29 protein-coding genes and 1 pseudogene are annotated in these 26,860 nt (G+C 60.7%); 20 read left to right on the top strand and 10 right to left on the bottom strand.

What is annotated here, in order from left to right; genetic code table 11:
• Window positions 1–294: 294 nt before the first annotated feature.
• The gene (locus KGA85_RS22385) at window positions 295–1,482 is read right to left on the bottom strand and encodes a type II secretion system F family protein (protein WP_223458482.1); all 1,188 of its coding nucleotides are present in this window, start codon (window positions 1,480–1,482) and stop codon (window positions 295–297) included.
• A 14-nt stretch (window positions 1,483–1,496) separates the two neighbouring features.
• Window positions 1,497–1,931, bottom strand: a complete 435-nt coding sequence (gene gspG, locus KGA85_RS22380; protein ID WP_223458484.1) for a type II secretion system major pseudopilin GspG — start codon at window positions 1,929–1,931, stop codon at window positions 1,497–1,499.
• Window positions 1,932–2,137: 206 nt separating this feature from the next.
• Between gspG and KGA85_RS22375 the strand changes: the two genes are divergently transcribed.
• A complete protein-coding gene (locus tag KGA85_RS22375) occupies window positions 2,138–2,746 on the top strand; it encodes a lytic transglycosylase domain-containing protein (protein ID WP_223458486.1) in 609 nt (202 codons plus the stop codon).
• Between the two features lie 114 nt (window positions 2,747–2,860).
• On the opposite strand, the gene KGA85_RS22370 is transcribed toward KGA85_RS22375, so the two are convergent.
• A complete protein-coding gene (locus KGA85_RS22370) occupies window positions 2,861–3,025 on the bottom strand; it encodes a hypothetical protein (protein WP_223458488.1) in 165 nt (54 codons plus the stop codon).
• A gap of 40 nt (window positions 3,026–3,065) precedes the next feature.
• On the opposite strand from KGA85_RS22370, the pseudogene KGA85_RS22365 reads away from it, so the two are divergent.
• From KGA85_RS22365 to KGA85_RS22300, 14 genes and pseudogenes are all read left to right on the top strand, one after another.
• Window positions 3,066–3,311, top strand: a pseudogene (locus tag KGA85_RS22365) (hypothetical protein); the annotation flags it as partial.
• A 27-nt stretch (window positions 3,312–3,338) separates the two neighbouring features.
• A complete protein-coding gene (locus KGA85_RS22360) occupies window positions 3,339–3,995 on the top strand; it encodes an SCO family protein (RefSeq protein ID WP_223458490.1) in 657 nt (218 codons plus the stop codon).
• Window positions 3,992–4,459 (top strand): hypothetical protein, encoded by a 468-nt coding sequence (locus KGA85_RS22355; protein WP_223533531.1) that lies wholly within the window; start codon window positions 3,992–3,994, stop codon window positions 4,457–4,459. The genes KGA85_RS22360 and KGA85_RS22355 overlap by 4 nt, the downstream gene beginning before the upstream one ends.
• A gap of 9 nt (window positions 4,460–4,468) precedes the next feature.
• Window positions 4,469–6,019, top strand: a complete 1,551-nt coding sequence (locus tag KGA85_RS22350; RefSeq protein ID WP_223543377.1) for an ABC transporter substrate-binding protein — start codon at window positions 4,469–4,471, stop codon at window positions 6,017–6,019.
• A gap of 390 nt (window positions 6,020–6,409) precedes the next feature.
• Window positions 6,410–6,943, top strand: a complete 534-nt coding sequence (locus KGA85_RS22345) for a response regulator (protein ID WP_223458496.1) — start codon at window positions 6,410–6,412, stop codon at window positions 6,941–6,943.
• 84 nt (window positions 6,944–7,027) lie between these two features.
• On the top strand, window positions 7,028–8,734 hold the full coding sequence (locus KGA85_RS22340) for a GspE/PulE family protein (protein WP_223543376.1): 1,707 nt from the start codon (window positions 7,028–7,030) through the stop codon (window positions 8,732–8,734).
• Complete coding sequence (locus KGA85_RS22335; RefSeq protein WP_223458500.1) at window positions 8,715–9,518, top strand: hypothetical protein; 804 nt, start codon at window positions 8,715–8,717, stop codon at window positions 9,516–9,518. Before KGA85_RS22340 ends, KGA85_RS22335 begins: the two co-directional genes overlap by 20 nt.
• A gap of 1 nt (window position 9,519) precedes the next feature.
• Complete coding sequence (locus KGA85_RS22330; protein WP_223458502.1) at window positions 9,520–10,065, top strand: PilN domain-containing protein; 546 nt, start codon at window positions 9,520–9,522, stop codon at window positions 10,063–10,065.
• Window positions 10,052–10,600 (top strand): type II secretion system protein M, encoded by a 549-nt coding sequence (locus tag KGA85_RS22325; RefSeq protein ID WP_223458504.1) that lies wholly within the window; start codon window positions 10,052–10,054, stop codon window positions 10,598–10,600. The genes KGA85_RS22330 and KGA85_RS22325 overlap by 14 nt, the downstream gene beginning before the upstream one ends.
• Complete coding sequence (locus KGA85_RS22320; RefSeq protein ID WP_223533533.1) at window positions 10,600–11,118, top strand: hypothetical protein; 519 nt, start codon at window positions 10,600–10,602, stop codon at window positions 11,116–11,118. The genes KGA85_RS22325 and KGA85_RS22320 overlap by 1 nt, the downstream gene beginning before the upstream one ends.
• Complete coding sequence (locus KGA85_RS22315; RefSeq protein ID WP_223458507.1) at window positions 11,115–12,941, top strand: secretin N-terminal domain-containing protein; 1,827 nt, start codon at window positions 11,115–11,117, stop codon at window positions 12,939–12,941. The genes KGA85_RS22320 and KGA85_RS22315 overlap by 4 nt, the downstream gene beginning before the upstream one ends.
• Window positions 12,942–12,943: 2 nt before the next feature.
• Window positions 12,944–13,417, top strand: a complete 474-nt coding sequence (locus tag KGA85_RS22310; protein WP_223458509.1) for a type II secretion system protein — start codon at window positions 12,944–12,946, stop codon at window positions 13,415–13,417.
• A gap of 4 nt (window positions 13,418–13,421) precedes the next feature.
• Window positions 13,422–13,796: a type II secretion system protein gene (locus KGA85_RS22305; protein WP_223458511.1), complete on the top strand. Its 375-nt coding sequence runs from the start codon at window positions 13,422–13,424 to the stop codon at window positions 13,794–13,796.
• Complete coding sequence (locus KGA85_RS22300) at window positions 13,771–14,310, top strand: type II secretion system protein (RefSeq protein WP_223458513.1); 540 nt, start codon at window positions 13,771–13,773, stop codon at window positions 14,308–14,310. The genes KGA85_RS22305 and KGA85_RS22300 overlap by 26 nt, the downstream gene beginning before the upstream one ends.
• 1,125 nt (window positions 14,311–15,435) lie before the next feature.
• Here the strand turns inward: KGA85_RS22300 and ppnN are convergent.
• Window positions 15,436–16,809, bottom strand: a complete 1,374-nt coding sequence (gene ppnN / locus KGA85_RS22295) for a nucleotide 5'-monophosphate nucleosidase PpnN (protein ID WP_223458515.1) — start codon at window positions 16,807–16,809, stop codon at window positions 15,436–15,438.
• A gap of 234 nt (window positions 16,810–17,043) precedes the next feature.
• Here ppnN and KGA85_RS22290 point away from each other — a divergent pair, with 234 nt between their 5' ends.
• Complete coding sequence (locus KGA85_RS22290) at window positions 17,044–17,571, top strand: DUF3087 family protein (RefSeq protein WP_223458517.1); 528 nt, start codon at window positions 17,044–17,046, stop codon at window positions 17,569–17,571.
• 84 nt (window positions 17,572–17,655) lie between these two features.
• Window positions 17,656–19,200: a sensor domain-containing diguanylate cyclase gene (locus KGA85_RS22285; RefSeq protein ID WP_223458519.1), complete on the top strand. Its 1,545-nt coding sequence runs from the start codon at window positions 17,656–17,658 to the stop codon at window positions 19,198–19,200.
• Window positions 19,201–19,210: 10 nt separating this feature from the next.
• On the opposite strand, the gene KGA85_RS22280 is transcribed toward KGA85_RS22285, so the two are convergent.
• From KGA85_RS22280 to KGA85_RS22260, 5 genes are all read right to left on the bottom strand, one after another.
• Window positions 19,211–20,128, bottom strand: a complete 918-nt coding sequence (locus KGA85_RS22280) for a LysR family transcriptional regulator (RefSeq protein WP_223533534.1) — start codon at window positions 20,126–20,128, stop codon at window positions 19,211–19,213.
• Between the two features lie 107 nt (window positions 20,129–20,235).
• A complete protein-coding gene (locus tag KGA85_RS22275) occupies window positions 20,236–21,900 on the bottom strand; it encodes a condensation domain-containing protein (protein WP_223458523.1) in 1,665 nt (554 codons plus the stop codon).
• A 191-nt stretch (window positions 21,901–22,091) separates the two neighbouring features.
• The gene (locus KGA85_RS22270) at window positions 22,092–22,457 is read right to left on the bottom strand and encodes a DUF2784 domain-containing protein (protein WP_223458525.1); all 366 of its coding nucleotides are present in this window, start codon (window positions 22,455–22,457) and stop codon (window positions 22,092–22,094) included.
• A 60-nt stretch (window positions 22,458–22,517) separates the two neighbouring features.
• Window positions 22,518–23,393, bottom strand: coding sequence for a 4-hydroxy-tetrahydrodipicolinate synthase (gene dapA, locus KGA85_RS22265; RefSeq protein ID WP_223535397.1), 876 nt, complete (start codon window positions 23,391–23,393; stop codon window positions 22,518–22,520).
• Between the two features lie 285 nt (window positions 23,394–23,678).
• On the bottom strand, window positions 23,679–24,614 hold the full coding sequence (locus KGA85_RS22260) for a GGDEF domain-containing protein (protein ID WP_223533537.1): 936 nt from the start codon (window positions 24,612–24,614) through the stop codon (window positions 23,679–23,681).
• A 168-nt stretch (window positions 24,615–24,782) separates the two neighbouring features.
• On the opposite strand from KGA85_RS22260, the gene KGA85_RS22255 reads away from it, so the two are divergent.
• The 3 genes from KGA85_RS22255 to KGA85_RS22245 all read left to right on the top strand — a co-directional run bounded on the left by KGA85_RS22255 (window position 24,783) and on the right by KGA85_RS22245 (window position 26,003).
• Complete coding sequence (locus KGA85_RS22255) at window positions 24,783–25,481, top strand: AzlC family ABC transporter permease (RefSeq protein WP_223458531.1); 699 nt, start codon at window positions 24,783–24,785, stop codon at window positions 25,479–25,481.
• A complete protein-coding gene (locus KGA85_RS22250; RefSeq protein ID WP_165824817.1) occupies window positions 25,481–25,792 on the top strand; it encodes an AzlD domain-containing protein in 312 nt (103 codons plus the stop codon). The genes KGA85_RS22255 and KGA85_RS22250 overlap by 1 nt, the downstream gene beginning before the upstream one ends.
• A gap of 64 nt (window positions 25,793–25,856) precedes the next feature.
• Window positions 25,857–26,003: a hypothetical protein gene (locus KGA85_RS22245; protein ID WP_167362858.1), complete on the top strand. Its 147-nt coding sequence runs from the start codon at window positions 25,857–25,859 to the stop codon at window positions 26,001–26,003.
• A gap of 60 nt (window positions 26,004–26,063) precedes the next feature.
• On the opposite strand, the gene KGA85_RS22240 is transcribed toward KGA85_RS22245, so the two are convergent.
• Window positions 26,064–26,744, bottom strand: coding sequence for an SOS response-associated peptidase family protein (locus KGA85_RS22240; protein ID WP_223535396.1), 681 nt, complete (start codon window positions 26,742–26,744; stop codon window positions 26,064–26,066).
• Between the last annotated feature and the right edge of the window lie 116 nt (window positions 26,745–26,860).

Here is a 26,860-nt window from a genome sequence, read left to right as displayed (position 1 = left end):
CCACTACCCCCATCCTTGGCCTGAGCACTGGATACTCCGGACAGGCTGTCCGGAATCAATACGGTAGACGCCGACAGAACCGCGCCAATAGCTACTGCCAGTAAAAGCTTATTGATGAGCATGTCGTTCTCCGTCTTTTTATTCAGATTGGAACGTTGATAAACATTGCAATGTGTTGCTTTTTTCCCGTAGGAACTTAATGAACAGTTCAACGAACCGATTTATTCGGTTGCAGCGTTGAAAAAGAATGCGACGTACAGCCGGGCCCAGTTCCAAAGGGGCAGCTCCAAAGGGTCAGTGAATGCTCGAGGCCAGTTCGAAAATCGGGATGTACATCAGGATCACGATCACCCCGATCAACAGGCCGATGAAGGTCATGAGCAAGGGTTCGAACAGCCGCACGAACCATTCGATCCAGCGGCTGATTTCTTCGTCGTAGAAGTCGGCGCTGCGCTCCATCATCTGCCCGAGGTTGCCCGACTGTTCTCCGGCGCGCAGCAGGCGCAGGGACACGGGGGTCACCAGGTGATTGAGTTCCAGCGCGGCAGACAGTGATTGCCCCTCGCGCACCCGCTCGCAGGCCTGGTCCAGGCGCACGCGGGAGGCGACGGTGAGCAGGCCACGGACCATGCCCATGGCGGTGACCAAGGGAATGCCGCCTTGCAGCAGAATCCCCAACGACCGGTAGAAGCGCGCCAGTTCATACATGAAGATGCGCTGGTGCACCGCGGGGAGTTTTTCGATCAGGCGGTCCAGCCCCCGACGAAAGGCCGGTTGGCGCTGGAGCAGGGCGATTGCAACGATGATGGCCAGCAAGCCACCGAAGAATTCTCCCTGGTGGGCGTGCAGGAACATGCCGCTGCTCATCAGGATCTGCGACATCCATGGCAGGTTCGACCCCAGTCCTTCAAACACCAGGCTGAAGCGCGGTACGACATACCCCATCAAAAACAAAACCACGCCACCGCCCACCACCAGCAACAGCAGGGGGTAGATCGAAGCGCTGACGATCTTCTGGCGAACCTCGTCCATGCGCTGGCGATAGCTGACATAGCGGCCCAGGGCATCGCCCACGGCACCGGTCTTTTCGCTGGACTGTACCAGCGCAATGTACAGCGGGGGGAAAACCGCCGACAGCTGCCCCAGGGCCTGGGAAAACGATTTGCCCTCGTAAAGCAGGCGCACCAGTTCACTCAAGGTTTTGCGGGCCTGTGGCGCGGTTTCCTTTTCCGCCAGGCTTTCCAGCGCATCGATCAACGGCAGGCCGGCGTTGAGCAAGGTGGTCAGTTCCTGGCTGAACAACACCAGGTTGAACGTCTCGCGCTTGTGCAGGCGCAACGCGCGCCAATGTCGCTCGGCGTGCAGGCTGACCACCCGCAGGCCCTGGTCTTCGGCGATGCGCCTGGCTTCGCTGTGCCCCGGCGCCTCGACGGTCATCGAGATGACACCGGCCTTGCCGACGGCCTTGAGATGAAAGCGCATGGTCGCCATTCCCGTCAGTTCCAGTTGGTGACTTCGGCGTTCTCGCCTTCGCCGCCGGGTTGCCCGTCCTTGCCCATGGACAACAGGTCGTACTCGCTGTTTTCACCGGGATAGCGATAGCTGTAGTTGCGGCCCCAAGGGTCTTGCGGGAGTTTTTTCTGCAGGTACGGGCCGGTCCAGTGCGGTTCGTCGGCGGGGGCAGTGACCAGCGCCTGCAAGCCCTGTTCGGTCGACGGGTAATGGCCAACCTCCAGGCGGTAAAGGTCCAGGGCTTTGCTCAAGCCTTCTATTTGCGCCTTGGCCACTTTCACTTCGGAACGGCCCAGTTGGGCGAAATACTTCGGCGCCACGATGCCGGCCAACAGCCCCAGTACCACCAGCACCACCAACAGTTCGAGCAAGGTGAACCCGCTTTGGGTTCGCCGGGCATAACACAGTCGCTGATTCATGATGACCTCACACAGTTGGCATCAGAGTTGCCATGCAGTTGCTATGTAACTGCATGCAATTGCCATGCTCACGATTGGTGATCCTTGCGCACCCCCCGTGCTACGGGCCTTCTCACTTACGGCACAGTGCTTGCGTATGGCTGGTGCACGACTGGCCATTGGGGCAATACCCCCAATTTTCGGGGCCGGGAAGGGGAGGTATAACAATGAAATCACTCACCACCGGGTTGCTGGGAATTCTTGTGTTGGCCGGCGCCGCACAGGCCGATGTGTTTGTTTCCGTGGACGCCAATGGCAGCTACGTCCTGTCCAATGTCCACCGCCCCGGACGCCACTATGAACGGGTGATTCATGAGCCCGATGCGGCGGTCGTCAGCCTTGATCAGCAACCGCAGATGATCGCCGCGCAACCCTATGCCGAGCTGGTGGCGGCGGCGGCCACGGCCAACGAACTGCCGGCGGCGCTGCTGCACGCAGTGATCAAGACCGAATCGAGCTACAACGCCCGCGCTACCTCGCCCCGGGGCGCGCGCGGGCTGATGCAGTTGATGCCCGACACCGCCCGCGAAATGGGTGTGACCAACGTCTACGACCCCAAGGCCAACATTCAGGGCGGTGCCCGCTATCTCAAGCGCTTGATGACGATGTTCGACAACGATATCCGCCTCGCCGTGGCGGCCTATAACGCCGGCCCGCAAGCGGTGCTCAGCCGGGGCAACGTGGTCCCGCCGTTCGCTGAAACCCAGCGTTATGTGCCCAGTGTGCTGAACCAGTACCGGCGTTTGCAGGGGTTGTCCGCGGATGCGCCGCTGTGATCGGAAATCGGGGAGCGGGGCGGTTTTCCCCAATAGTGGGGAATAGTGGCCCCGGCGAGAAAGTGGGGGGATTGGGTGGGGAATATCCCCCGGCTTATCAAGTCGTGATTATAACTAGCTGATTAATAACGTAAATTTTTGTGGCATGCGGATTGCTCCGGACGATTTGTCGATAAGTGTTCCCCGATAACCCGCAGCGAGGCCCGAGTCCATGATCGGCATGTCCCACGCTTCGTCCTTGATTAATTTGCTGTTGTTGGTGACATCGATGCTCGGCATCGAGATTGCCGGCTAGCAGATCCTGAAGGGGAGTTTTGACTTGGACAGGACCCTCACAGTCGCTGGCAGCGCGGTGATTCTCGGGATGGCCTTGATCGGGTTCGGGGTATGGCGGACCGCGCCCCCGACTGCACTCAATGAAGTCGCTTTGCCCGACACCTGGAGCGAGCAGACGCTGGAGCGTGAAGGGGTTTCGGTGGCCCTTGCCGACGTGCAATTTCGTGTGACGGACAAAGCCTCGGGTCAACCCTTGTCCGGCGTCGCGCCGGGTGTTCGGGTCGAACCCGGCGATACCCACTAAGAGGAAACTGACATGAACCGATTCGCGCATCGCGCACTGCTGACGTTCTGCCTGTTGGCCTTAGGTATCGACCAGGCCCTGGCTCACTCGACGGACGAGCACACCGGGCACGACATGGTGGTCAGCACCGCCAGCCCGGAGACCGCCCGGATCAGGTTTGCCGACGTGGCCCTGCTGGACCAGAACGGCAAGGTCGTCAGTCTGGAAAAAGACCTGGTGAGCAACAAGATCGTGGTCATGGGCTTCATCTACACCAGCTGCACCACGGTCTGCCCGGTGGTGTCCTCGATCATGGGCAAGGTGCAGAAACAATTGGGTGCGCGGGTCGGCACCGAGGTGCAACTGGTGTCGATCAGCATCGACCCGCAGCGTGATGATCCCCAACGCCTGAACGACTACGCCCGCACCTTCCAGAAGGGGCCGGGCTGGAGCTGGCTGACCGGTTCGCCGCAGTCGGTCAATGCCACACTCGAGGGCCTGGGTGCCTACAGCGGTGACTTCGAGAACTACTCGCCGCTGATTCTGGTGGGGGACGGCAACAACCGATTCTGGACCCGCTACTACGGACTCACCGAACCGACGGAGCTGGCCCGGGCCGTCGAGAAGCTCAGAGGTGAACGCAACGCCCACGCCAAGCACACCGCCATCGCCATGGAGCATCAGCCATGAGAGTCATCGACGGGTTCGCCCTGGGCGTCTGTTACGGCATTTTCAGTTCAATGGCATTTGCCCACGAAGGGCATGAACAGACAACGCCCGCTGCGCAACCGTCCACCGGCACCCACGACGGGAAAACCTGCTTCACCGACACACCGTTGCAGGACCAGAACGGCAGCACCTTTATCTCCCTTACCAGTGATCCGCTGCGCAACACCCCGGCGGTACTCAAGGCTTGCACCTTGAAACAGGGCATCGATGGGCCCCACTGGTTTTTTCTTACCGACGACAAGGTGCAAATGGACCTTGTATTGGGCCGCATCGGCCAGATCGTGCCGACCCCCGAGCAGCACTCCACCCGGTTGATCGTCGGTGACGTGGCGAACAAGCGCTGGAGCAAAATCCGTTCCGATGCCCCGGCCGCCGCCATTGCCCAGCGCTTGCAGTGGCTGACAATGCCCGTGGCCGGGCGCTGAGCCACGGCCATGAATATTGCCCTCGTCCTTTGCCTGCTGCTTCTGGGCGGCATCACGTTCACCGCTCAGGCGTTGCCCCTGAGCCTCAGCGAAAGTGCCGGCAAGCGGTTGTACCACGAAGGCGTGTCGGCCAGCGGCGAGCCGATCATGGTCCGGGTCGGCGCATCGGGCATGCTGTTGCCGGCCACCCGCCTGCCGTGCGCCAATTGTCATGGCGAAGATGGCCTCGGGAGCCCGGAAGGCAGGGTGCGACCGCCGAACCTGAGCTGGTCGCGGCTGACCAGCAGCCATGGCCAGCAGCACATCAACGGCCGCAGTTATCCGGCCTACAGCGAAAGCACCCTGGTGCGGGCAGTGCAGGAGGGGCGCGACCCGGGCAACAATCGGCTCGATCCGTCGATGCCACGGTTCGTGTTGTCGATGAACGATCAACGCAACCTCACGGCGTATCTCAAGCGCCTGGACGAAGACGGCGATCCGGGCCTGGCCCCCGACAGTCTGCACCTGGGCACGTTGTTGCCGGGTTCCGGGCCGTTGAGCGAGGAGGGCGTCACGGTGGCGGCGGTGCTCAACGGCTGCGTGGCGCGTATCAACGAGGCGGGCGGAATTCATGGCCGGCAGTTGCGCCTGACCATCCTCGACCCTGGCGCCGACCGTGCCAGTGCCGAAAAGGCCCTGGACCAATTGATCGATGAAGAACAGGTGTTTGCCCTGATCGCACCGCTGGCACCGGCATTGGACATGGACCTCGCCGTGCGTCTGGAACAGGCCGGCATTCCCCTGATCGGACCCCTGTCCTTGCAGGGCACGCCCCACACCAGTCCGCAGATATTCGAACCGCTGCCGGGCCTTCGCGAGCAATTGATCGCCCTGGCCGACTACGCCGGTGCCAGCCTGCGGGTGCTTCAGGGGCCGACGCTGATTGCCTACCCGGACGAATCCGGCCAACGGCTGACGGCGCAGGAACTCAGCCAATACTTGCAGGGGCACGCCTGGCAAAAGGTGAGCCTGCAAGCCTACGACCCGACCAGGGATGATTTTCCCTTGGGGTCGCGCTCGGTGTTTTACCTGGGCAGCAGCAGCGGCTTCAGTCGTCTGGCCGAACGCTTGCAAACGGCGGGGCAGGTGCCTTACCTGTTCGCCGCCTCGAACCAGGTGGCGGGCAATCTGATGCAGGTGCCCAGCGGATTTTCCCGGCGGGTGTTCCTGGCCTATCCGTTCGTGCCCAGCGACTGGACCCTGGCCGGGCGCCTGGCCTTGACCCAGTTGCGCGAACACCAGGGCCTCGGCGGCCAGCATGCGGTGCTGCAAGTGGGCGCGTTCAGTTCGATGATGCTGCTCAGCGAGGGCATGAAGCAGGCCGGGCGCAATGCCAGTCGCCAGAAGCTGGTCAGTGCCCTGGAAGGCCTGCGTGACTTCGATACCGGGTTGACGCCGCTGATCACCTTTGGTCCGGGCCGGCGCCAGGGCTTGAGCGGTGCCCATGTCGTCACGGTGGATCTGCCGGGCCAGCGTTTCTATCTGGTCGCCCCCTATAAACCCATTGCTGCCAAGCCCTGACCGGAGGCCGATGATGAAACCTGACACCGCCCGGCATACCCTGATCAAGGTAGCGTCCGGTGCAGACGCTTCCACTGTCGAAAACGCGCAGCTACGCTTAAGCGCAATGAGGGCGTCGGCGTCATTGCGCTCGCGCAATCGAATCGAGCGAATTGACGATCAATAGGGGGTTTCCCCAACAGTGGGGAAAAAACTTCAATGCCAATCCGGTCGCTTTCCCCGTTTTTGGGGGGATGGGATTTCTGTACGGGAAGGCATTGTTTTTAAATTCAAGGACATGAAGACCTAAAATTACCGGCGCCCAGCCTGGCGTGAAGTGTGCATTAGTCCTGTCAGGGCGCGCACTCCGTCAGGTTCAAAACCCGGACCTGCGGTTTCAAGGAGTCCACCTTGTTAAACAAAGTACTGGTTGTTGATGACGAACAGTTGCTGGCGGAGAACCTCCAGGGATACCTGCAGGCGCAAGCACTGGAAGTCCGGATTGCCCACGACGGTGCGCAAGGAATCGTTGAAGCTGACGATTTCGCGCCCGATGTGATGGTGTTCGATTACCGCTTGCCCGATATGGAAGGCTTTCAGGTGCTCGATGCCGTCCGCCACAGCAGGAAGTGTCATTTTGTGCTGATCACAGGGCATCCAACCGCAGAGGTTTGCGATCGGGCCCGGCAGCTGGGAGTCAGCCATATCCTGTTCAAACCGTTTCCATTGGCGGAATTGGCCCGTGCCGTGCTTGATCTTCTGGGCAGGCAACGCGAACCCAAAGCGGGGGTGGGCACTTGCGAAGGCTTTGTCGAACGACGCCAGAGCAGGACCGAGAGTTTCCCCCTGCAGTTGTACGACGGTAGCTGGGTGCTTGCAGATCGCCGAAAAAGTACATCGGCCTCCATGGCGCCAGACGACGAACAATTGCTCACCGGGGAGTAGTGGCGCGACAAGACGTTCCGGCCCACGCCGAAATGACTCGCCGCGCCGACAGGGCCCAAAGCCCCGGGCGTTGGAGAGCAAGCCATGGACCGTCTATCCCTTGCCGTAGAACCGGCGCAACCGGAATGTGCACCGACTCGTTTTAGCAGTGAACAACTGGCCCAGGCCCGAGCCGTGGCCACCAGTTCCGGCGAACGGATGCTGGACGCCCTGGGGGGGCTGTGCGAACTGGCTCCCATGCCTTTCATTCAATGCCTCGGCGTAACCCTGCACTACCCGGTGCTCGACACCGACAGCCTGTTCAATTCCACGCCGGTGTTCGACCGGGTGACCCTGGCCCAATGCCTCAAGCGCGAATTCATTCTGTTGCGTCATAACGATGCGGTCATCGGTGTGTTCGCCGACCCCTTCGACAGTGCACGCCTGGCCTGGATCGATGAATGCCTGCAAGGCGCGCCGCTGTATCTGGTGCATGCCGATGACCTGAAGGCCTACCTGGCGCGTCACGAAGAAAGCTTCCATGCAGTGGAGTCGCTCAACGCCCAAAGCGACGCCGGCGCAGAAATCGATAACCTGCAAAGTCTGTCCCTGACCAGCATCAGCGAAGACTCCAGCGTGGTGGTCAAGCTGGTCAATTCGACCCTGTATGACGCGCTGAAAATGCACGCTAGCGACATCCATCTCGGCACCACCGGCAGCGGCCTGGTGATCAAGTACCGGATCGACGGCGTGCTCAACAACATCAGCAAGATCCAGGGCAGCGAGTTCGCCGAGCAAGTGATTTCCCGGGTCAAGGTCATGGCCGAACTGGACATCGGCGAAAAACGCGTGCCTCAGGATGGCCGTTTCAAGATCGGTATCAGCGGCCGGCAGATCGACTTCCGGGTGTCGATCATGCCGAGCATTTTCGGGGAAGACGCGGTGCTGCGGGTACTCGACAAACAGGACCTGGCGGACAAGGTCTGCGGCGTGCAACTGCAAGCCCTGGGCTTTGAAGAAGAAACCCTGCGCCAGCTGCGCCGGTTGGCCGCCGAACCCTACGGCATGGTGCTGGTGACCGGGCCGACCGGTAGCGGCAAGACCACCACCCTGTACGCGATGATCACCGAGATCAACCATGGCGTGGACAAGATCATCACCATTGAAGACCCGGTGGAGTATCAACTGCCGGGCGTGCTGCAGATTCCCGTCAACGAGAAAAAAGGCCTGACTTTCGCCCGGGGCCTACGCTCGATCCTGCGGCATGACCCGGACAAGATCATGGTCGGTGAAATCCGCGACCCGGACACCGCACAGATCGCCGTGCAATCGGCGCTTACCGGCCACCTGGTGTTCACCACCATTCACGCCAACAACGTGTTCGACGTGATCGGCCGATTCACCCAGATGGAAATCGATCCCTACAGCCTGGTCTCGGCACTCAATGCCGTGCTGGCCCAGCGCTTGATCCGCCTGGTCTGCACCAGTTGCAGCAGCCCTTACAGCCCGACAGCAGAAGAGCTGGAGGTCTCGGGGCTGGATCCGCAAAAGGTCGCTCACTACCAGTTCGTCCACGGCAAGGGCTGCGGGCATTGCCGGGGCACCGGTTATCGCGGGCGCAGCGCGATTGCCGAGCTGCTGCACCTGGACGACGAACTGCGGCAGATGATCGTCGAGCGCCAACCCATTTCGAAAATCAAGGCGCATGCCTGCAAACGTGGCTTGCGCCTGTTGCGCGAGTCGGCGCTGGAGATGGTGGAACAAGGCCGGACCACTCTCGAGGAGATCAATCGTGTCACTTTTATCTCGTGAGCAATTTGTCGCCGTGCTCGGCGCCAGCGGTGTTGGCCTGGGGCAACGGCACGGCGCTGCAACCCACTGGCTGGGCAGCGTCGGCTACATCGACGAAGGCTTCCAGGCCTGGGCGGTGGCCCTCGACACCCTCGACCGCTTGCTGGCCGAACACAGCGTTGCCAGGGCGGAACTGACCGTAGTGATCTCCGGGCACTTCTGCCGCTATTGCCTGGTGCCCTGGAGCGAGCAGATCAGCAGCCCGGCCGAATTGCTCGGCTACGCTCAACTGTGTTTCGAAGACCTCTACGGTGCCCCGACGCAACCCTGGAGCCTGGTGCTCTCGGCCGAACCCGCCGGTTACGACCGCATCGCCACCGCGCTGCCACAGGACTTGCTCGAACGCCTGCGCGCCCTGGTCAGCGCTCGCGGATTGCGCCTGCGTTCGGTGCAGCCGTACCTGATGGCAGCGTTCAACCATTTCGATAAGAGCTTTGAGGCCGGGGACTTCCTGTTCGTCGTCGCCGAATCGGTACGCAGCGTGTTGCTGCTGGCCCGGGAAGGGCGCTGGACCTCGGTGCGTTCAGTGGGCAGCAGCGACAGCGATGCTGCGCTGACCGCGCTGATCGGCCGTGAAAGCCAGTTGCAGGCATCCACCAGCGATCGGCCGTTGAATGTCTACCTGCATGCACCGGCGCGCATCGATTCGCCTCCCGACGTGCCCGGTGTGCATCTGCGCACCCTCGAAGAAGACCGGACAGCCGTACGCGATTGCCTGTACGTCATGTCTCGGGCGGTGGCCTGACATGCGCCCCCTGATGCTCGACTTTCAGCCGCGCCGCCGTGCAGGCCCCTTGGGCTGGAGCCTGCTGGCCGGTGGCGTGGTGCTGACACTGGCTTGCCTGGTGGTGCAACAGCACCTGAGCAACGAGGCCGAACAACAGCAAGGTCATCTGCAAACCACACAGCGGGTGCTCACCGGCGATACCGGCACCAAGCTTAGCCTGACACCGGCGCAAATCCGCGAGCAGGCGCAGAACCTGGCCGAAATGCGCAAGGTCTCCCAGCAGTTGCGCCGCCCCTGGGAACGCCTGTTCGCCACCCTCGAAGCCATGCCGCGGGACAACATTGCCCTGCTGGCCCTGACCCCGGACGCCCGCAAAGGCCAGGTGCTGATCAGCGCCGAGGCGCTGGACCTGGAAGCCATGCTCGATTTCCACCGCCGCCTCGAAGCCAGCGACGAGCTGTCCGACGTGTCGCTGCTGAGCCACGAAATTGTCGCCAACGTGCCGGAACACCCGGTGCAGTTCAACCTGTCGGCTACCTGGGAGATCGGCGATGCAAATCCATAAATTGATCGTCCACGAATACCTGCAAGGCCTGGGCGTTCCGGGGCTGGCAGGACTGGCCATGCTAGTGCTGGCGCTGAGCTATGGCGTGGTCGGGTTGTTGCCAGACTGGGAGTCGCTGCAAAGCCTCAGCCAGCAGACGCGCGAAGCCACCGAGTATCTGGCCAAGGTCGAAGACGGCACAGTGGCTGCGCCGGTGGTGCCGCAGCGCCAGCTCGACGATTTCCGCAGCAAGTTGCCGTCCCAGCCTCAGGCCACTGTGGCCATCGACAAGATCTACGCCCTGGCCGCCCAGGAACGCATCACTTTGTCCCGGGGGGAATACTCCCTGGGCGTGGACCCCAAGACGCACCTGGCCCGTTATCAGATTCTGTTGCCGGTACGTGGTAGCTACCCGCAACTGCGGCGTTTCCTGCACGCCTTGCTCGGCCAGTTGCCGGCGGTGGTGCTGGAGGATGTGGAGTTTCAGCGCAAGAATATCGCCGATACCGACCTGACCGGGCGGATCCGCATGACCCTTTACCTGTCGAGGTCATGATGAATACCAAACGAGTGGTGGGTTGGGTGGCGTTCCTCGGTGTGGCGGCAGCGCTCGCCTGGCTCCCCGATTACTTCAAACAGGCTGACGACAGCGACCCTGCAGTGGTCGCCGTGGTCACGCCAGACAAGGGCAAGATCCCTGGCGCATCGGCGGCTGCATCGAGCGCCGCGGCGGCAGCGCCGATCAAGGACCTGAGCCCGGCAGGCGACCTGTTCGCCGCCCGCAGCTGGAAAGCGGCGCCGGCCCTGGGCACCGTCACTGAACAACCGGTCGTCGTGACTCCGGTGGTGCAAGTCCCCACTGCACCACCGTTGCCCTTCCAGTTTGTCGGCAGGCTGGATGATCGTTCCGATCTGCAGGTGTTTTTGCAGAACGGCGAAAAAATATACGTCGTGCGCAAGGGGGATGTCATCGACAAAACCTGGCGGATCGAGCGGATTTCCGATGAGGAACTGAGCCTGGTTTACCTGCCTCTGCATTTATCTCAGACCTTGTCTGTGGGGAGTACGGAATGAACAAATCCCGTTTGCTGATGAGCCTGTGTCTCTGTGCAGGGCTGGCCGCATGCAGTTCGGCGCAGGTCGCCAGGGATGAAGCTTCCGCCCTGATCGAGTCGGGCCAGTACGAAGCCGGTCTGGCCCGCATCGAAGAGGGATTGCGCGAAAACCCTCGCGATACCGATCTGCACATGGCCCTCAACAACGGACGGGCCCTCGCCGTGAAGGCGCTGCTGGCCCAGGCCGACATGGACCGGGCCCAGCGTAATTTCGCCGGGGCCCGCATGACTTACAGCCGGGTCTTGAACATCGAACCGAACAACCGTCGTGCCCAGGATTCCCTGCGCCAGCTCGACTATCTGCGCAGCATGGATGAGAAACTCGAACTGGCCCGTGGCGACCTGCGTCGCGGTGACATCTACGGTGCCGACCGCCAGGTCAAACAGATTCTCGAACTGGACCCGAAGAACGACGGCGCTCTGGAACTACAGGACAGCATCCGCCTGGTGCAGAGCCGCAACGTGGTGCAGTACCCGCAACTGCGCACGCGCCTTGACCGGCCGGTGACCCTGGAGTTTCGCGAGGCCAACCTCAAGACCATTTTCGAAGTGCTGTCCCAGGTCGCCGGCCTGAACTTCATCTTCGACAAGGACCTGCGCCCGGACATGAAAGCCACGATCTTCGTACGTGACGTGCGTATCGAAGACGCCGTGGAGCTGCTGCTGCAACAGAACCAGCTGCATCAGAAAGTGGTGAATGAAAACACCGTGCTGATCTACCCGGACTCGCCGCAGAAGATCAAGGATTACCAAGAGCTGGTGATGCGCACCTTCTACCTGACCAGCATCGATGCCAACACGGCGCTGAACATGATCAAGACCATGCTCAAGACCCGCGACGTGTTTGTCGATGAGCGCCTCAACACCCTGACCATGCGCGATACCGGTGACGCGGTGCGCATGGCGGAAAAACTCCTGCAATCGCAGGACCAGTCCAACCCGGAAGTGGTGCTGGAAGTGGAAGTGATGGAAGTCGCCCGTCAACGCATTCTCGACCTTGGCCTGCAATGGCCCAACACCTTCGGCGTGGTCAACAGCGACGGCTCGGCGGTGACCATTCTTGATCAACTCAAAGGCATCGACTCCAGCCGGATTACCATCTCGCCATCGCCGCAGGCCAAGATCAATGCCCAGGACAAGGACATCAATACCTTGGCCAGCCCTGTGATTCGGGTGAGCAACCGCGAGCAGGCGCGCATCCACATCGGTCAGCGCGTGCCGATCATCAGCGCCACCTCGGTGCCTTCGACCCAGGGCCCGGTGATCACCGAAAGCGTGACCTACCTTGACGTCGGTCTCAAGCTCGAAGTGCAACCCATCGTGCACCTGAACAACGAAGTGGCGATCAAGATCGCGCTGGAAGTCAGTAACGCCACGCCGCTGACGCCGACCGCTCAGGGCACCATTCCGGTCCAGGTCGATACCCGCAACGCCCAGACCACCTTGCGTCTGCATGACGGCGAAACCCAGATCCTCGCAGGGCTCGTGCGCAACGACCACGGCGCCACCGGCAACAAGATTCCCGGCCTTGGCGACATTCCCGGCCTGGGTCGCCTGTTCGGCAGCAACAAGGACGACGTCAGCAAATCCGAACTGGTGCTGTCGATCACCCCGCGGATCGTGCGCAACCTGCCGTACCAGAGCCCGTCGGACATGGAATTCCCGACCGGTACCGAAACCAGCATGCACATCCAGGCACCGGACCGTTCGATGAGCACGACGGTTCAGTCCGGCCCCATGAGCGCACCGATCGCCACCACCGTTACCGTTGGGAAGCCTTGATCATGAATGCCTCACAACGCGGTTTCAGCCTGATCGAAGTCGTGGTGACGCTCGCCCTGGTCGGCCTGCTGGCCGGCATGGCCGCACCGCTGACCGAGACGGTGGTGCGCCGGGGCAAAGAGCAGGATCTGCGGACTGCGCTGTACGAGATCCGCGATGCCATCGACGCCTACAAACACGCCTTCGACGCCGGCTACATCGAGAAGTCGCTCGACAGCAGCGGCTACCCGCCGAACCTGAAAGTGCTGGTCGAGGGTGTGCGTGACACGCGCAGCGCCAAGGGTGCCAAGTTCTACTTCCTGCGACGCATCCCCCGTGACCCGCTGGCAGTCGTCAAGCGTGACGACGAGGGCGGCTGGGGCCTGCGTTCCTATGACAGTTCGGCTGAGAACCCGCGGGAGGGCCAGGACGTCTATGACGTTTACTCCAAGGCCCGGGGCAAGGGTCTCAACGGTATTGCCTACCGAGAGTGGTGAGCCTATGCGTCGGCAAAAGGGTTTTACCCTGATTGAACTGATGGTGGTCCTGGCAATCATCGCGACCCTGATGACGATCGCCTTGCCACGCTACTTCAACAGCCTGGAGGCCTCCAAAGAGACCACCCTGCACCAGAGTCTGTCGTCTATGCGCGAGGCGCTGGATCACTACTACGGCGACACCGGGCGTTATCCCGATTCCATCAATCAACTGGTCGAACTGCGCTACCTGCGTAACCAGCCGCTGGACCCGATTGCCGAGCGCAAGGACACCTGGATCATAGTCGCGCCACCGGATGGCGTGGCGGGCGGGGTTGCCGATATCAAGAGTGGGGCCAGCGGGAGGGCGCGTGATGGCAGCCTGTATTCCGAGTGGTAAACCTTCGAGCCAGGACGGCTTCACCTACCTGGGTGTGCTGTTTCTGATCGTCGTGATAGGCATGGGTCTGGCCAGTGCCGGCGAGTTGTGGGCCACCGCTTCGCGCCGGGATCGCGAAAACCAGTTGCTCTGGGTCGGTACGCAATATGCCCAGGCGTTGCGCAGCTATTACCGCAGTTCGCCCGGTATGGCCCAGTACCCGAAAGAACTCTCGGACCTGGTACAGGACGAGCGCTTCCCGACGGCCAAGCACCATCTCCGGCAGTTGTACCCGGAGCCGATGACAGGTGGCGAGTGGGAGCTGATGCGTGATTTCGACGGGCGGATCAGTGGTGTGTACTGCCCGTCCGAGCAGAAGCCGCTCAAGCAGGCGAACTTTCCCAGCGAGTGGTCGGACTTCAACGGCATGGCCAGCTACAAGGATTGGCAGTTCGTGGCCGAGAAAGTGGTCCTCGATGGCACCAGTGGACCGCCGAAAGCACAGTCCACCGCGCCCCAGGCATTGCAGCCTTGAGCCTCGGGAGCGGGTTTGACAGCCAACACATTTCTGCCAGATGTACCCGGTCCAATTGTGGGAGCGGGCTTGCTCGCGAAGGCGGCCTGACAGCCGACCTGTCTTTTGTTGACCGTGTACATATCCATTCCTGCGGTAACGGCCACTTATGGTTTCGCCCTTACGGCGAGTCCCTTTGGCAAACGCCCCAAAGGAACCAAAGGTCTCGCCCCTTACGTACGGCCCCTCGCCTGGGCTCGGGGTTCCTTCGCTCCGGCATTCATCCGGGGGCATTGCCCTCCGGTCTGCTTCGCGACGACCTACATGCAATGAGTTCGACTGCGTCGAACGGCGCTGCGCGCCAATCCCCGGATGAACACCTCCACTCAGCCTCCCGAGGGGGCGGGTGGATCAAGATCAAGATCAAGAGCTGCAGGCGAGCTAACGCTCGGCCTGATGAGTGGTGAGAAGCGTGGGTGTATGCCGATCTGCCTTTGCTCTTCTGTGGGAGCGAGCTTGCTCGCGAAGGCGGCCTGACAGCCGACCTGAATCTGGCGGATGTACCTCGACCCTGTGGGAGCGGGCTTGCCCGCGAAGGCGGCCTGACAGTCGACCAATCTTCCGAAGGTGCGTCACAGATAAACGAAGCCCGCAATCAGGCCGGCCGGTAGGCCGCCTCGCTTTTGCTGTTGCGGTACACGCCCCCTCGTGAGGCCGAGCGCAGGTTCTGCGCAGTGGGCAACCCGGCATGGATGCCGGGTTAGCCGCCACCGGCCATGGATGGCCGATGGCGGCGGGCCCACGGAGCAGGACCGGAGCGAGGGCATGCCGAGCCACAGCGAGGCACCGAATGTCAGGGGCAAGAGCCCTTGGTTACTTGGGGTTGGGCGGCATTCCGTTTTTCCAAGTGACCCGCTGTAAGAGCGGAACCATAAGAGGCCGTTACCGCAAAAACGGATATGTACACCCTCAAAAATCCATGCCGCCTGCCACACCGCCATCGCAAGCAAGCCCGCTCCCACAGAGACCTTCAGTGGCCACAAGTCCCGCGTAAAACTGGGAACCACAATGTGTGGGAGCTTGCTCGCGATAGCCATGGCTCAGTCTTCACTGTGGCCCGCAGTGGTAAAGCTCATACCGTTTTTGCTACGCCACCACCCGATAACACGGCACATACGCCGCGCCGCCCGGCAGTTTCATGCGGTGCTGGGCGACGAAGGCTTTGAGCAGCAGGTCCAGCGGATGCATGATCGCCGCGTCGCCACGGATCTGGTACGGCCCGTGTTCTTCGATCAGGCGGATGCCCTTGTCCTTGACGTTGCCGGCGACGATGCCGGAGAACGCTCGGCGCAGGTTGGCCGCCAGTTCGTGGGACGGCAGGTCGAGGCTCAGTTTCAGGTTGGCCATGTTTTCGTGGGTCGGGTCGAACGGGCGCTGGAAGCCTTCGTCGATTTTCAGCAGCCAGTTGAAGTGGAACGCATCGTTGCGCTCGCGGCGGAACTGCTTGACCGCTTTGAGGCCCTGGGTCATCTGCCGCGCCACTTCGGCCGGGTCATCGATGATGATCTGGTAGTGCAGCTTGGCGGTTTCGCCCAGGGTCGCACCGACGAACGCGTCCAGTTGTTCCAGGTACGGCGCGGCATGTTTCGGCCCAGTGAGGACGACCGGGAAGGGCAGGCCTTTATTGTCCGGGTGCATCAGGATGCCCAGCAGGTACAGGAACTCTTCGGCCGTACCGGCACCGCCTGGGAAGATGATGATGCCGTGGCCGACGCGGACAAAGGCTTCCAGGCGTTTTTCGATGTCCGGCAGGATCACCAGTTCGTTGACGATCGGGTTCGGCGCTTCGGCGGCGATGATCCCCGGCTCGGTCAGGCCCAGGTAGCGGCCGCCGTGGATGCGTTGCTTGGCGTGGGCGATGGTCGCGCCTTTCATCGGGCCTTTCATCACGCCGGGGCCGCAACCGGTGCAGATGTCCAGGCTGCGCAGGCCCAGTTCGTGGCCGACTTTCTTGGTGTATTTGTATTCTTCGGTGTTGATCGAGTGCCCGCCCCAGCACACCACGATCTTCGGCTCGACGCCGGGACGCAGGGTACGGGCGTTGCGCAACAGGTGGAAGACGTAGTCGCTGATGCCCTGGGAGTTGCTCAGGTCGATGCGTTGGCTGTCGAGTTCGTTTTCGGTGTAGACGATGTCACGCAGGGCGCTGAACAGCATTTCCCGGGTGCTGGCGATCATTTCGCCGTCGACGAAGGCGTCGGCCGGGGCGTTCAGCAGTTCCAGGCGTACGCCGCGGTCCTGCTGGTGAATGCGGATTTCAAAATCCTTATAGGCTTCAAGGATGGTCTTGGCATTGTCGACATGGGCGCCAGTGTTGAGGATGGCCAGGGCGCACTGGCGGAAGAGGGTGTAGGTGCTGCCGGAACCGGCTTCGCTCAATTGCTGGACTTCCCGTTGTGAGAGCGTTTCCAGGCTGCCTTTGGGACTGACGGAGGCGTTGATTACTTGGCGTTGGGTCATTCAATGATCCTTAAAACGATGTCATTCACGCAGCAACCACGAATGGCATCCGAATAATGTGTATTCATGAAAGAAGATGGCACGAACTGCGCGGTCTCGCCATGTCCCCTGCTTGACGATGAAAAGATGAAAAGGAGCCCCAGCATAGCTAAATCCCACGCAGAGGCGATAATGGCCTGCTGTCTTTTTGCCTCAGACCCCTTTTTACCATTGAAGCTCAGGAAACCCGACGCAATGTTCGAAATCCAGCCGATGAACGCCCAGACCTACCGACAACAGACACGGCGCAGCACGGTCATCATTGCCCTGATCTTTCTGGCGCTGGCGATGGTGCTGTCCACGGCGGCAGTGGCTCTGTTCGGCACGCCGGGGGGCGACAATCTGCGTTTCAACGTCGGTGGTGTGTTTGTTGCGGTGCTGGCGATGGCGGCGCTGATGCGCCAGGTGTTCTGGCGCCAGGAATGGATGGCGCCAGCGGTCTATAGTTGGCAACTCAAGCGCAGCCTGATGAGCATCACCAATGTCATGCATCATGTAACGGCGGCCGTGGAAAAGGCTGATCCGGTTGCCATGAAGCTGTTGCGTTTCTACCATTTGGGGTTGAACCAGATGCATCAGCTCGATGGCAACTCCAGCGACCACGGCCAGTTGATCCGCGAAATGGATCAGCACAAGGAACGAATGCAAGCGCTGGGGATCGATACCGAACAGACGCGGCTGGATCCGGCGTGGCTGGAGGCGGTAAAGCAGGCCATCCGCTAACATCATCGCGAGCCTGGATCAGGCATAGTGAGCAACAGCGGCGATCAGGAAGACTCGTCCGGTCATAGGCACTCAGGGAGCACCATGGGACATCCGTCGATCAACGATCATATTGAAATGCTCCGGCCAGCCGTGACCCGGCTCAAGGTCCGCTCGGCGGTGATCCTGCTGGTCGCGGTGTGCCTGTCGATGACGGCGATCGTGATCTGGGAAGCCTGGAGCTCGCGCCAGTACTACCTGCATGACAAGGAAGTGGCGATGTCCAACCTTGCGCAGACCCTGGCATCACAAGCGCAGGCAACGATCAAGCAGGCCGACACGCTGCTGTTCACCCTGGTCGATCGCCTGGAGCACGACGGTGTGGATCAATCCCGGTTGCCGTTATTGCTCAACGCCCAGCGCAGTGAGTTGAGCCAGCTCCATGGCGTATTTGTTTTCGACGAAAAAGGGCAGTGGATCGCCAATTCCAATGGTGCCGGGCAAACCGGCGTCAACAATTCCGACCGTGAATACTTCATCTTCCATCGCGATAACCCCAGCCGTGGGCCGCACATCGGGCCGTCGATCAAGAGCCGTTCGAGCGGTGAATGGATCATGACGGTTTCGCGCCGGGTCAATCATCCCGATGGCAGCTTTGCCGGGGTGGCGCTGGCGACGATTTACCTCAGTCATTTCCTGCAGCTCTACGACAGCATCGACATGGGCAGTAACGGCGTAATCAACCTGATCGCCGACAATGCCACCATTATCATTCGCAGACCCTTCAAGGAGACGGAGATCGGCACCAGCCTCGCCAAGAGCCCCTTGTTCACCCAGTTGTTGTCCAAGGGCGATGCGGGGACGGCCACGATCAGGTCGGTCATCGACGGTGTCGAACGGGTGGCGGGGTATCGCCGGGTCGAGGGTTATCCGTTGACCGTTTTTGCCGCGCTGAACAAGGATGAAGTGCTCGGCAGCTGGCGCAAGGAAACGCTGCTCAGCGCCGGCATCGTCACGCTGTTGCTGGGATTTCTCGGGGTACTGGGGTTGCGGCTTATCAAGCTGATGAAGCAGCAGAATCTGGTGCAGGTCGAGTTGCTGGACACCCAGGACAGGCTCCTGGAGGTCAATCGCAACCTTGAAGGCCTGGCCCTCAAGGACGCACTGACGGGGCTGCCCAACCGGCGTCAGCTCGACGCTTTCATCGAAACGGAAATGGGACGTGCCCGGCGCAGCCAGACCGAGTTGGCACTGCTGATGATTGATGTCGATCATTTCAAGCCGTTCAACGACCGCTACGGCCACCTGGCCGGTGATGAATGTTTGCGCAAGGTCAGTGCGATCATCACGGACAATATCAAGCGCCCCGGTGGCCTGGCTGCCCGTTATGGCGGCGAAGAGTTCGCCGTGGTGCTGCCCGGCACCGACTACGTGGGGGCATTTCTGGTGGCGGAGAAAATCCGCCACGCGGTGCTACAGGCCGACATTGCCCACAGCGACAGCCCGGAAGGCACCGTGACCGTCAGCGTCGGCGTATGTGCCTGCAATACCGCTTCCCAGGTCCGCCCCGAAGACCTGATCGGTGCGGCAGACAAGGCGCTGTACGTGGCCAAGGCCGGTGGGCGGAACATGAGCGTGATTGCCAACTGAACGTCCGGCGTCAGACAAGCCGGTCCGTTCCCTGAACCAGTCGGGTGGCCAGGTGCGATTTTTTGAGTTGCTCCAGCCACCAGCCAAGGGCGCGACCGTCATGATCGCCACGCCAGCCGGCGTACAGGATGTTCGGCTCGCGCGGGTCGGCCATCGGTTTTTCAACCAGCGTGCCGTTTTTCAGCAGTGAGCCAACCCTATGCCGCGGCAGCCAGCCCACTCCCAGCGCATTGCACTGGGCGAGGATTTTTGCGCGCATGGTCGGCACGGCCAGCACCGGTTGGCCCCCGGTGACGCCGTAGGTGCTGCCCTCGGTGACTCTGGACGAATCGGCCACCACAATCGCCCGGTGCTGCGCGACCATGGCCCGGGTAATCGGGCCTTTGGCCTTGGCCAGCGGGTGCTTGGGCGACACCGCAAACACCCATTCCATTTCCCCCAATTGCATCCAGCGCAAGTTGGCAATGGCCGGCGGTTCATTGGTGGCACCAATGACCAGGTCCGCACGGCCTTCGCGCAGGGCTTCCCAGACCCCTTTGAGCACTTCCTGGGTAATGCGCAACGGCACGCCGGATTGCAGCGCATCGAATTCGTGGATCACCGGGATCAGGGTTTCGAACTCCAGCAGTTCGTCGGTGACGATCCACAAGCGGCTCTCCCAGCCGTTGGCGACTTGCTGGACCCGTTGGGTCAGGCGCGAGACGTCCTGCATCAGCCGCGCCGCTTCGTTGACCAGCAACTCGCCCGCCGGGGTCAGCTGCAAACGGTAGCGGCGGCGGTCGAACAACAACGCATCAAAGCGCTCCTCCAGTTGCCGCGCCGCATAGGACACGGTGGACGGCGCCTTGCCCAGGTGCGCCGCCGCCCGCGACAGGCTGCCGGTTTCGCGGATGGCTTCGAGCAGCGCCAGGTCTTCGGTCGACAGCATGTGCAAAATCCTTGAGGGGCAATACGGTATCTACAGAAGAATATGCGTTTCCTGAGTTTCGTGGGTGGCAATAAAAACCGCGCTCATCCCCAAGGGCTGCTACGCGATTATTGTTGCAACCCGGTCGCCTGGTTGGCGGTGCCTTCCTGGTTGAAGTAGGTGCTGTCGCCGACAAGTACGCCGGGTGGGATGGCAAGCAACTCGTCCAATGCCTGCTTGAAACTGACCAACAGGGTTTGCACACAATCGTCAGGAATGGCGTCACGGTAGTAGGAAAGACTACCGACCAATCCGCTTTCGGTACGTAGTGTGTTAAGCGAAACATCGGTCTTGATCCCGCTGGACGGAACCCCGATACCGTGGAGCTGTGATGTGCCTAATTGGCGCTGCCGCGAGGGATAGTTATGGTGGTTATACCAATAGGGAAATCGGGAGCCGTAAGCGACAGCGCGGGGCGAACAGTTGGCTTCAAAAATATGCGGCGGCAGCATGGCGTGGCCATAGGCATCCAACACACAATGATTGACCTGCTCCAGCAGCCGCAGAGAGGGCGACCATTCACAAAGCCGGGGGCGAATCACCATGGGGTGAACAAAATACCCCACTACCGGCTCCAGGGCCGCGTCGGTCCGGTTAGCCACCGGAGAGCGTACGTAGAGGTCGATCGTGCTTGTGTTTCTGGCGAGAGAAACCAGGAACGCGGTGAGGATAACGGTATAAAGGCTGAAGCCCGTTCGGCTGCACAATTGCGCAATTGCGGGGTATTGCACATCCAGATTGAGCGGTAGAACGGCACTGCGATAGGTAAATTGCCGAGGCCGCTCAATAGCGCCGCGCAATGGAAAGGGTTCGGGCAGTTGTTTCAGTGTCTCTTGCCAAAAATCGTTATGTTTATCCAGCAGGTTTTCAGCCAAACGTTGATGTTGGGCATCGGTATAATCTGCGTATTGCAAGCAGTATTTGGCTTTGTCAGGCACGCCGGTAGCGAGTAATGACTGATAGTGCGCGCAAAGCTGGTCCATCAGTACCGCACCTGACCAGCCATCGAATGCAATGTGATGGGCGGTGATGATCAGCACGTCGTCCGTCCCTTGGCATTCAAGGTAGGTTGCCCGAATCAACGGTGGATGTTTCAGGTCAAAAGCGGTCAATGTTTCTTCAACGATCAGATCGGCCACGGCTCGGCTGATATCGCATTCAAGCGGCAGGTTTATCAGGTGAAAAGGCAACGGGAACTCATCAAGGGCGTGTTGTGAACGACGCCATTGGTCGTGATAGTTGAATTCGAAACTGCAACGTAACGCCGGTTGCTGTTCAAGTACGGTGCCGAAGGCTTCGCGAACCCTGGCCACTGAACACTCGCCTCGAACGTAAAACGCCATCACCACATTTTCCAGATAGGCTGGGGTTTCGGGGGGCTTTTCAAGGACCTCGCGTTGAGCCAGTCCGGGCGTATCGTCACCTTCTCGCTTGCGCCAGGCATGGGCGTCCAGCAATAGGCTGTTTTCACTACCCTGGCGTGCGCTGCCGTTGAGCAAGTCCGTCTGCTGAGCCAGTGTCGGATGGTCGAAAATATCTTCGGGGGTCAGGTCAACATTGAACAGGTTGGCAATTCTGCCAAGCAGCATCATGACCGACAGGGAAGTCGCGCCGCATTCAAAAAAATGGCTGTCGGCCGAGATGGCCTGGTGGCTGAGGATTTCTTTCCAGATAGCTTGTAATCGATCGAATGTCGAAGCGTCGCCAGTGACTGACGGTGTGGTGCGATTCATGATGCCCCCTTTACAGTTTAAATTTTCCATAATAGGGGGGGTACTATTGACGATTGTAGATGGGTTGTTAAGTCGGATTGTTCCTGCGTTTTCAGCTCCTTTTCCATTTATCGAGTGAGTCAGTTCCTACAAATTACTCGCCCGATTCAACTCTTTGCTCTGGAAAAGGAGCTACCGCAGACTGCGATCTTTCAGAGGCGCTTCCACTTCCCGATCACTCGAAGATAAACCAGCGCATTGAGTACCAGTACCACAGCGGCCAGCCACAGTTGAATAGCCGGAGTCAGCCCGTCCGGGTAAATGACCGGCCACACATAATGTTCGATAAAGCTCGCGCCATAGCCGGTTTGCCCGGCTTCATGGCGCATGCGGTTTTCCCAGTCGGTCAGCGGGCAGGGCAGGTGGAAGAATTCCACCGCCATACCCCACAGCGCAGCTGGCGGATGCCACCAGATCAGGTGACGCCATTTGAGCACCAGCAACCCGCCGAACAACACGAACACAATGAACAGCAAGTGAAACAGCATCAGCCCATCGGCGGCGATTCGGTACAGCATGTCGGTGCCCCTGAAGGCTGAACGAATCGCTCCATGGTACTCGGGCCGGCGGCGGACGCTCTATCGATTGTCGCGGCCCAATGCGCCGAGCACGCCTTTCAAACGCTCGGTCATCGATTCGCTGCTGCGTTGCATCGGTGCGCGCAGTTCGTCACCGATCAAACCTTCCAGGGCCAGCGCGGTTTTCACCGGGGCCGGGTTGGGCTCCAGGAACAGGCTGTTGATCAGCGGCAGCAAACGGAAAAACGTGGCGCGGCCTTCAGCCAATTGGTTGTCGCGGATCTGCCGGTGCAACTGCACGAACAGTTCGGGATGGACATGCGCCGACGCGGCAATCGCACCTTTGGCGCCCAGGCACAGGGCATTGAAGATCTGGTTGTCTTCGCCGCACAGCACGTCGACATGGCCGCTATTGAGCAAAGCGAGGGTGTTCGAAAAATTACCGCCGCAATCCTTGATGGCGACAATGCGCTTGTGGGTGACGATGTTGAGCAGGGTCGCCTGTTCGAGGGCCACGCCGGTACGGTAAGGGATGTCGTAGAGGATCAGCGGAACGCTGGAGGCATCGGCGACCGTGCGGAAAAACGCTTCGAGGCCGGCCTGGGAAGGGCGGATGTAATACGGCGCCGGCACCAGCAGGCCCGCCACCGGGCGCTTGAGGATCTCGCTCTGGAAGTGCAACAACTCGGTCAGGTTGTTACCGGCCAGGCCCATGACCACCCGTTGCGCCGGCACCAGCTCCAGCACCGCATCCAGCACCGCCAGTTGCTCATACTTGCCCATCGCCGCCGGTTCGCCGGTGGTGCCGCAAACGATGAGACCGTCGACACCTTTTTCCAGCAGATGGCTGACCAGCCGGCGTAAGCCGACGAAATCGATGGCGCCGTTGTGGAACGGTGTGACCAGTGGAACCCAGATACCTTGAAACGCTGACATGCACTTTCTCCTGATGGTTGACCGATTTCGTCACCGTCAGGAGCGTGGAAGGAGAGTAAGCAAGGGGAGGGTGGTCCGTCGCGCTCAATGTCCTGTCAGCTCATCTGACGGGACAGCGCGCCCCGGTCACATGAGCGACTGTTTCTTCGATTTGAGGGCGTGCGCAACGCAACCTTGCGCCTTGGCAATCAAGCCAATGACGGAAGAGTCGAGATTGAAGGTTGCGGACATACTTGCTTACACCCTGAGTGAAGCGCCCAGTTTTAAAAGCCGGCGCGCCGTTTGTCAATCACGAAAATCAGCGAACTCGGCGCGCATCCGGCCTTTGTGCTTGGCCTTGTAGAGCAGGTGATCGACCTGTTCGACGAACTCCAGCGCCGTGGCATGCGGTGAAACGGCGGTGGTACCGACACCGAGGCTGACGCTCACCAGGTTCGACACCCCGGAGAATTCATGGGGGATCTGCTGCTGGCGAATCAGGTGCAGGCATTTGTGCGCCACCATCCGCGCGGACTCGGCATCGGTTTCCGGCAGCAGCCAGACAAACTCTTCACCGCCGATCCGCGCAATGAAATCCCGTGGCCGGTTCGCCGCCAGGGACAAGGTGTGCGCGACGCGGCGCAGGCATTCGTCGCCCTTGATGTGGCCGTAATGGTCGTTGTACTGCTTGAAGTAGTCGATATCCAGCACCAGCACCGACAATGGCAAACCGGTGCGCTGGGCGTGGTTCCACTCGCGCTCCAGCACGGTGTCGAACATGCGCCGGTTGGCGATGCCGGTCAGGCCGTCCTGGAAGGAATACTCTTCAAGCTGTTTTTGCAGGCGGATCAGGTGCTCTTCGGTTTTCTTGCGCTCGCTGATATCGAACATGAAACCAACCAGCGCCTCGACTTCACCGCTCTTGCGCACCACATGCACCACATCGCGGATCCACACGTACTCGCCGCTTTCGGTGAGTGCGCGATAGTCGGCTTCGTGATCGAGACCGGCGCGTGATTGCGAGACGCAGTAGTCCATCACGTAGTCGCGGTCATCCGGGTGCATGCGCTCGACCCAGTCATTGACCGAGACCCAACTGTGCTGCTTCCAGCCCAGCAGTTCTTCGATCTGTGGCCCGATGTAGCTGAACGTCATGGTTTTCCAGTCGATGCGCCAGGGAATCGCCCGGGTTGACTCAAGCAGGGTTTTATAAACGTCGCTGTCGGTTTCGACTGAACTCATGAAGGGCCTGCCTCGATGAAAATGCAGCGCAATCATGTTGCTAGCACTTTGGCGAATCAAGCGGGCAGCCGATGAATGGCACGTTGTCGTATCAGTGAGCAAGATTGTTCAAGCCTTCGGCCGCGACTGCTGGCACAGTCTGGGGTCTTTCCCTGTCTGTAGAACGTTATGTCCAACTCAATCATGCCGCGCAGTGCCTTTTTGCGCGGTGCAGCGGCGATCATGCCGTTGTCCCTGGCCACAGCGCCCTGGGGCTTGCTGGCCGGTTCCATGGCCATCGAAGCCAACCTCACGCCCCTGCAAGGCCAGGGCCTGTCGGGCATTGTGTTTGCTGGTGCCGCGCAACTGGTGGCCATCGGCATGCTCAAGGGCGGTGCCGGGATTTTTTCGATTCTGTTGACCACGCTGCTGCTGACCTCCCAGCATTTGCTCTACGGGATGAGCATGCGCTCGGTGATTTCGCCATTGCCGGGGCGCTGGCGTGCAGGGCTGGGGTTCTTGCTCACCGATGAGTTGTTCGCCCTGACCAGCCAGCACGACAAACAGCAGTTCAACCGCTGGTACGCCTTGGGCGTGGGCCTGACGTTCTACATCGCCTGGAACCTGTTCACCCTGGCGGGCATTGTGCTTGGCAGCAGCATTCCCGGCCTTGAACACCTGGGCCTGGATTTCTCCATCGCGGCGACCTTCATCGCCCTGATCACCCCGGTGGTACGCAACGTGCCGACCGTGGTGTGCGTGGCGGTGTCGCTGTTCTGTTCGGTGCTGTTCAGCTACTGGCAATGGGGCTCGGCGCTGGTGCTGTCGGGGCTGGCGGGCATGACCGCCGGGTTTGTCTGCAATAAATTCTACGGTGGACGCACATGATGGTCTGGGCAGTGATTATCGGAATGGGCGTGTTGGTGTTCCTCAACCGCTATGTTTTTCTGGAGCCGCGACTGCCGGTACGCTTGAGCAGCAATGCCCGGCAGTTCCTGGGGTTTGCCGTACCGGGCATGTTGACCGCCATCTGCGGGCCGATTGTGTTCATGCCGGAGAAACAGCTGAATCTGCATTGGGACAATCCCTATCTGATCAGCTCGCTGGTGGCGGTCGGGCTGGTGCTTTACACGCGCAATACGTTGCTCAGCATGCTGTTGAGCATGGGGTTCTTCTTTTTGCTGCGCTGGTGGCTCTGAGCGGGGCAGGGGAACTGATCTAAGCTTAAATTGATGACCGATCCCTTCAGGAAGCGAGGTGAACATGGCCAATGAACCCAAGCAACCGGACCCGGAAGAAGACGAGGACGAACCCACGGAAGAAGAGATTGAGCAGCAGAAGCGTTCAGTACCGGACTGGAAGCATCCTGACGACGGTAAGGAACTGTCAGAGCCTGACCGCAAGTTCTGACCGGCACGCGAATACAACAAAGCCCCGCCATTGAGCGGGGCTTTGTCATGATTGATAAGTTCATGGAACTTTATTGATGAGCACGGCGCCCTGGTTCCTGACATTGCCAATGGCCTTGTCGACCTTGTACCACTCAAATACCTCACTGACCTCGCCCTGGGATAACGCCATTTCCTCGGCCCGTTCCTTGGGCGTGGCCGGGTCCAGCCATTCCCGCGCCAGTTCGGGCGAGAACACCACCGGTCGCCGGTCATGCACGTCAAGCAGGCCGCCTGCGCTGTCGGCCGTCAGGATGACGAAACCATCGTGCTCCCTGTGAGGCGCTCCGCCGATGGGGTACTGGCCGATGGCCGCGCAGAAAACCGGTGCCCGGTTCCGTCGCCGGATCAACCACGGTTGTTTGTTGCCGTCACCGGCGTCGACCCATTCGAACCAGTTATCAATCGGGCAGATCGCACGATGGGGCCAGATCGCCCGGAAGTACGGGCCGTGGGCGACTTTCTCGACCCGGGCATTGACCGGCTCCACGCGATCCGTCGACCAGTGCGGTCGCCAACCCCAGCGCACGGCGTCAGCGTGCAGCCGCTCATTCTCCAGGTGCAACAGGGCGAGTTGCGTGGTGGGGGCGGCGTTGTAGTGCGCCAGGGGTTCATTGCCGACGTGATTGATCAGCGCGTCGGGGATGCTCAGCACCGCCACGAAGTCGTGGATTCCGCGGTATTGCGACAGTCGTCCGCACATGGCCTGGCACTCTGGTTGAGCATTTTTTTCAGTTTAGTTGGTGGCAACGAAACGGGCCTGGCAAGCACTGGAACCAAACCCTGTGTACCTTATCCAAACTCGGCCCGTCGTCTCGA

The organism is Pseudomonas sp. GL-B-12 (assembly GCF_019955895.1).
Lineage (GTDB): Bacteria > Pseudomonadota > Gammaproteobacteria > Pseudomonadales > Pseudomonadaceae > Aquipseudomonas.
Note: the sequence above shows the minus strand (reverse complement) of the source record. Positions and strands in the feature narration are given on the sequence as shown.

What these genes read in the sequence shown, in the direction of transcription:
- KGA85_RS22385 (WP_223458482.1), bottom strand. Translation starts at nt 1,482, where the DNA reads ATGCGCTTTCATCTCAAGGCCGTCGGCAAGGCCGGTGTCATCTCGATG.
- gspG (WP_223458484.1), bottom strand. Translation starts at nt 1,931, where the DNA reads ATGAATCAGCGACTGTGTTATGCCCGGCGAACCCAAAGCGGGTTCACC.
- KGA85_RS22375 (WP_223458486.1), top strand. Translation starts at nt 2,138, where the DNA reads ATGAAATCACTCACCACCGGGTTGCTGGGAATTCTTGTGTTGGCCGGC.
- KGA85_RS22370 (WP_223458488.1), bottom strand. Translation starts at nt 3,025, where the DNA reads ATGCCGAGCATCGATGTCACCAACAACAGCAAATTAATCAAGGACGAA.
- KGA85_RS22360 (WP_223458490.1), top strand. Translation starts at nt 3,339, where the DNA reads ATGAACCGATTCGCGCATCGCGCACTGCTGACGTTCTGCCTGTTGGCC.
- KGA85_RS22355 (WP_223533531.1), top strand. Translation starts at nt 3,992, where the DNA reads ATGAGAGTCATCGACGGGTTCGCCCTGGGCGTCTGTTACGGCATTTTC.
- KGA85_RS22350 (WP_223543377.1), top strand. Translation starts at nt 4,469, where the DNA reads ATGAATATTGCCCTCGTCCTTTGCCTGCTGCTTCTGGGCGGCATCACG.
- KGA85_RS22340 (WP_223543376.1), top strand. Translation starts at nt 7,028, where the DNA reads ATGGACCGTCTATCCCTTGCCGTAGAACCGGCGCAACCGGAATGTGCA.
- KGA85_RS22330 (WP_223458502.1), top strand. Translation starts at nt 9,520, where the DNA reads ATGCGCCCCCTGATGCTCGACTTTCAGCCGCGCCGCCGTGCAGGCCCC.
- KGA85_RS22325 (WP_223458504.1), top strand. Translation starts at nt 10,052, where the DNA reads ATGCAAATCCATAAATTGATCGTCCACGAATACCTGCAAGGCCTGGGC.
- KGA85_RS22320 (WP_223533533.1), top strand. Translation starts at nt 10,600, where the DNA reads ATGAATACCAAACGAGTGGTGGGTTGGGTGGCGTTCCTCGGTGTGGCG.
- KGA85_RS22315 (WP_223458507.1), top strand. Translation starts at nt 11,115, where the DNA reads ATGAACAAATCCCGTTTGCTGATGAGCCTGTGTCTCTGTGCAGGGCTG.
- KGA85_RS22310 (WP_223458509.1), top strand. Translation starts at nt 12,944, where the DNA reads ATGAATGCCTCACAACGCGGTTTCAGCCTGATCGAAGTCGTGGTGACG.
- KGA85_RS22305 (WP_223458511.1), top strand. Translation starts at nt 13,422, where the DNA reads ATGCGTCGGCAAAAGGGTTTTACCCTGATTGAACTGATGGTGGTCCTG.
- KGA85_RS22300 (WP_223458513.1), top strand. Translation starts at nt 13,771, where the DNA reads ATGGCAGCCTGTATTCCGAGTGGTAAACCTTCGAGCCAGGACGGCTTC.
- ppnN (WP_223458515.1), bottom strand. Translation starts at nt 16,809, where the DNA reads ATGACCCAACGCCAAGTAATCAACGCCTCCGTCAGTCCCAAAGGCAGC.
- KGA85_RS22290 (WP_223458517.1), top strand. Translation starts at nt 17,044, where the DNA reads ATGTTCGAAATCCAGCCGATGAACGCCCAGACCTACCGACAACAGACA.
- KGA85_RS22285 (WP_223458519.1), top strand. Translation starts at nt 17,656, where the DNA reads ATGGGACATCCGTCGATCAACGATCATATTGAAATGCTCCGGCCAGCC.
- KGA85_RS22280 (WP_223533534.1), bottom strand. Translation starts at nt 20,128, where the DNA reads ATGCTGTCGACCGAAGACCTGGCGCTGCTCGAAGCCATCCGCGAAACC.
- KGA85_RS22275 (WP_223458523.1), bottom strand. Translation starts at nt 21,900, where the DNA reads ATGAATCGCACCACACCGTCAGTCACTGGCGACGCTTCGACATTCGAT.
- KGA85_RS22270 (WP_223458525.1), bottom strand. Translation starts at nt 22,457, where the DNA reads ATGCTGTACCGAATCGCCGCCGATGGGCTGATGCTGTTTCACTTGCTG.
- dapA (WP_223535397.1), bottom strand. Translation starts at nt 23,393, where the DNA reads ATGTCAGCGTTTCAAGGTATCTGGGTTCCACTGGTCACACCGTTCCAC.
- KGA85_RS22260 (WP_223533537.1), bottom strand. Translation starts at nt 24,614, where the DNA reads ATGAGTTCAGTCGAAACCGACAGCGACGTTTATAAAACCCTGCTTGAG.
- KGA85_RS22255 (WP_223458531.1), top strand. Translation starts at nt 24,783, where the DNA reads ATGTCCAACTCAATCATGCCGCGCAGTGCCTTTTTGCGCGGTGCAGCG.
- KGA85_RS22250 (WP_165824817.1), top strand. Translation starts at nt 25,481, where the DNA reads ATGGTCTGGGCAGTGATTATCGGAATGGGCGTGTTGGTGTTCCTCAAC.
- KGA85_RS22245 (WP_167362858.1), top strand. Translation starts at nt 25,857, where the DNA reads ATGGCCAATGAACCCAAGCAACCGGACCCGGAAGAAGACGAGGACGAA.
- KGA85_RS22240 (WP_223535396.1), bottom strand. Translation starts at nt 26,744, where the DNA reads ATGTGCGGACGACTGTCGCAATACCGCGGAATCCACGACTTCGTGGCG.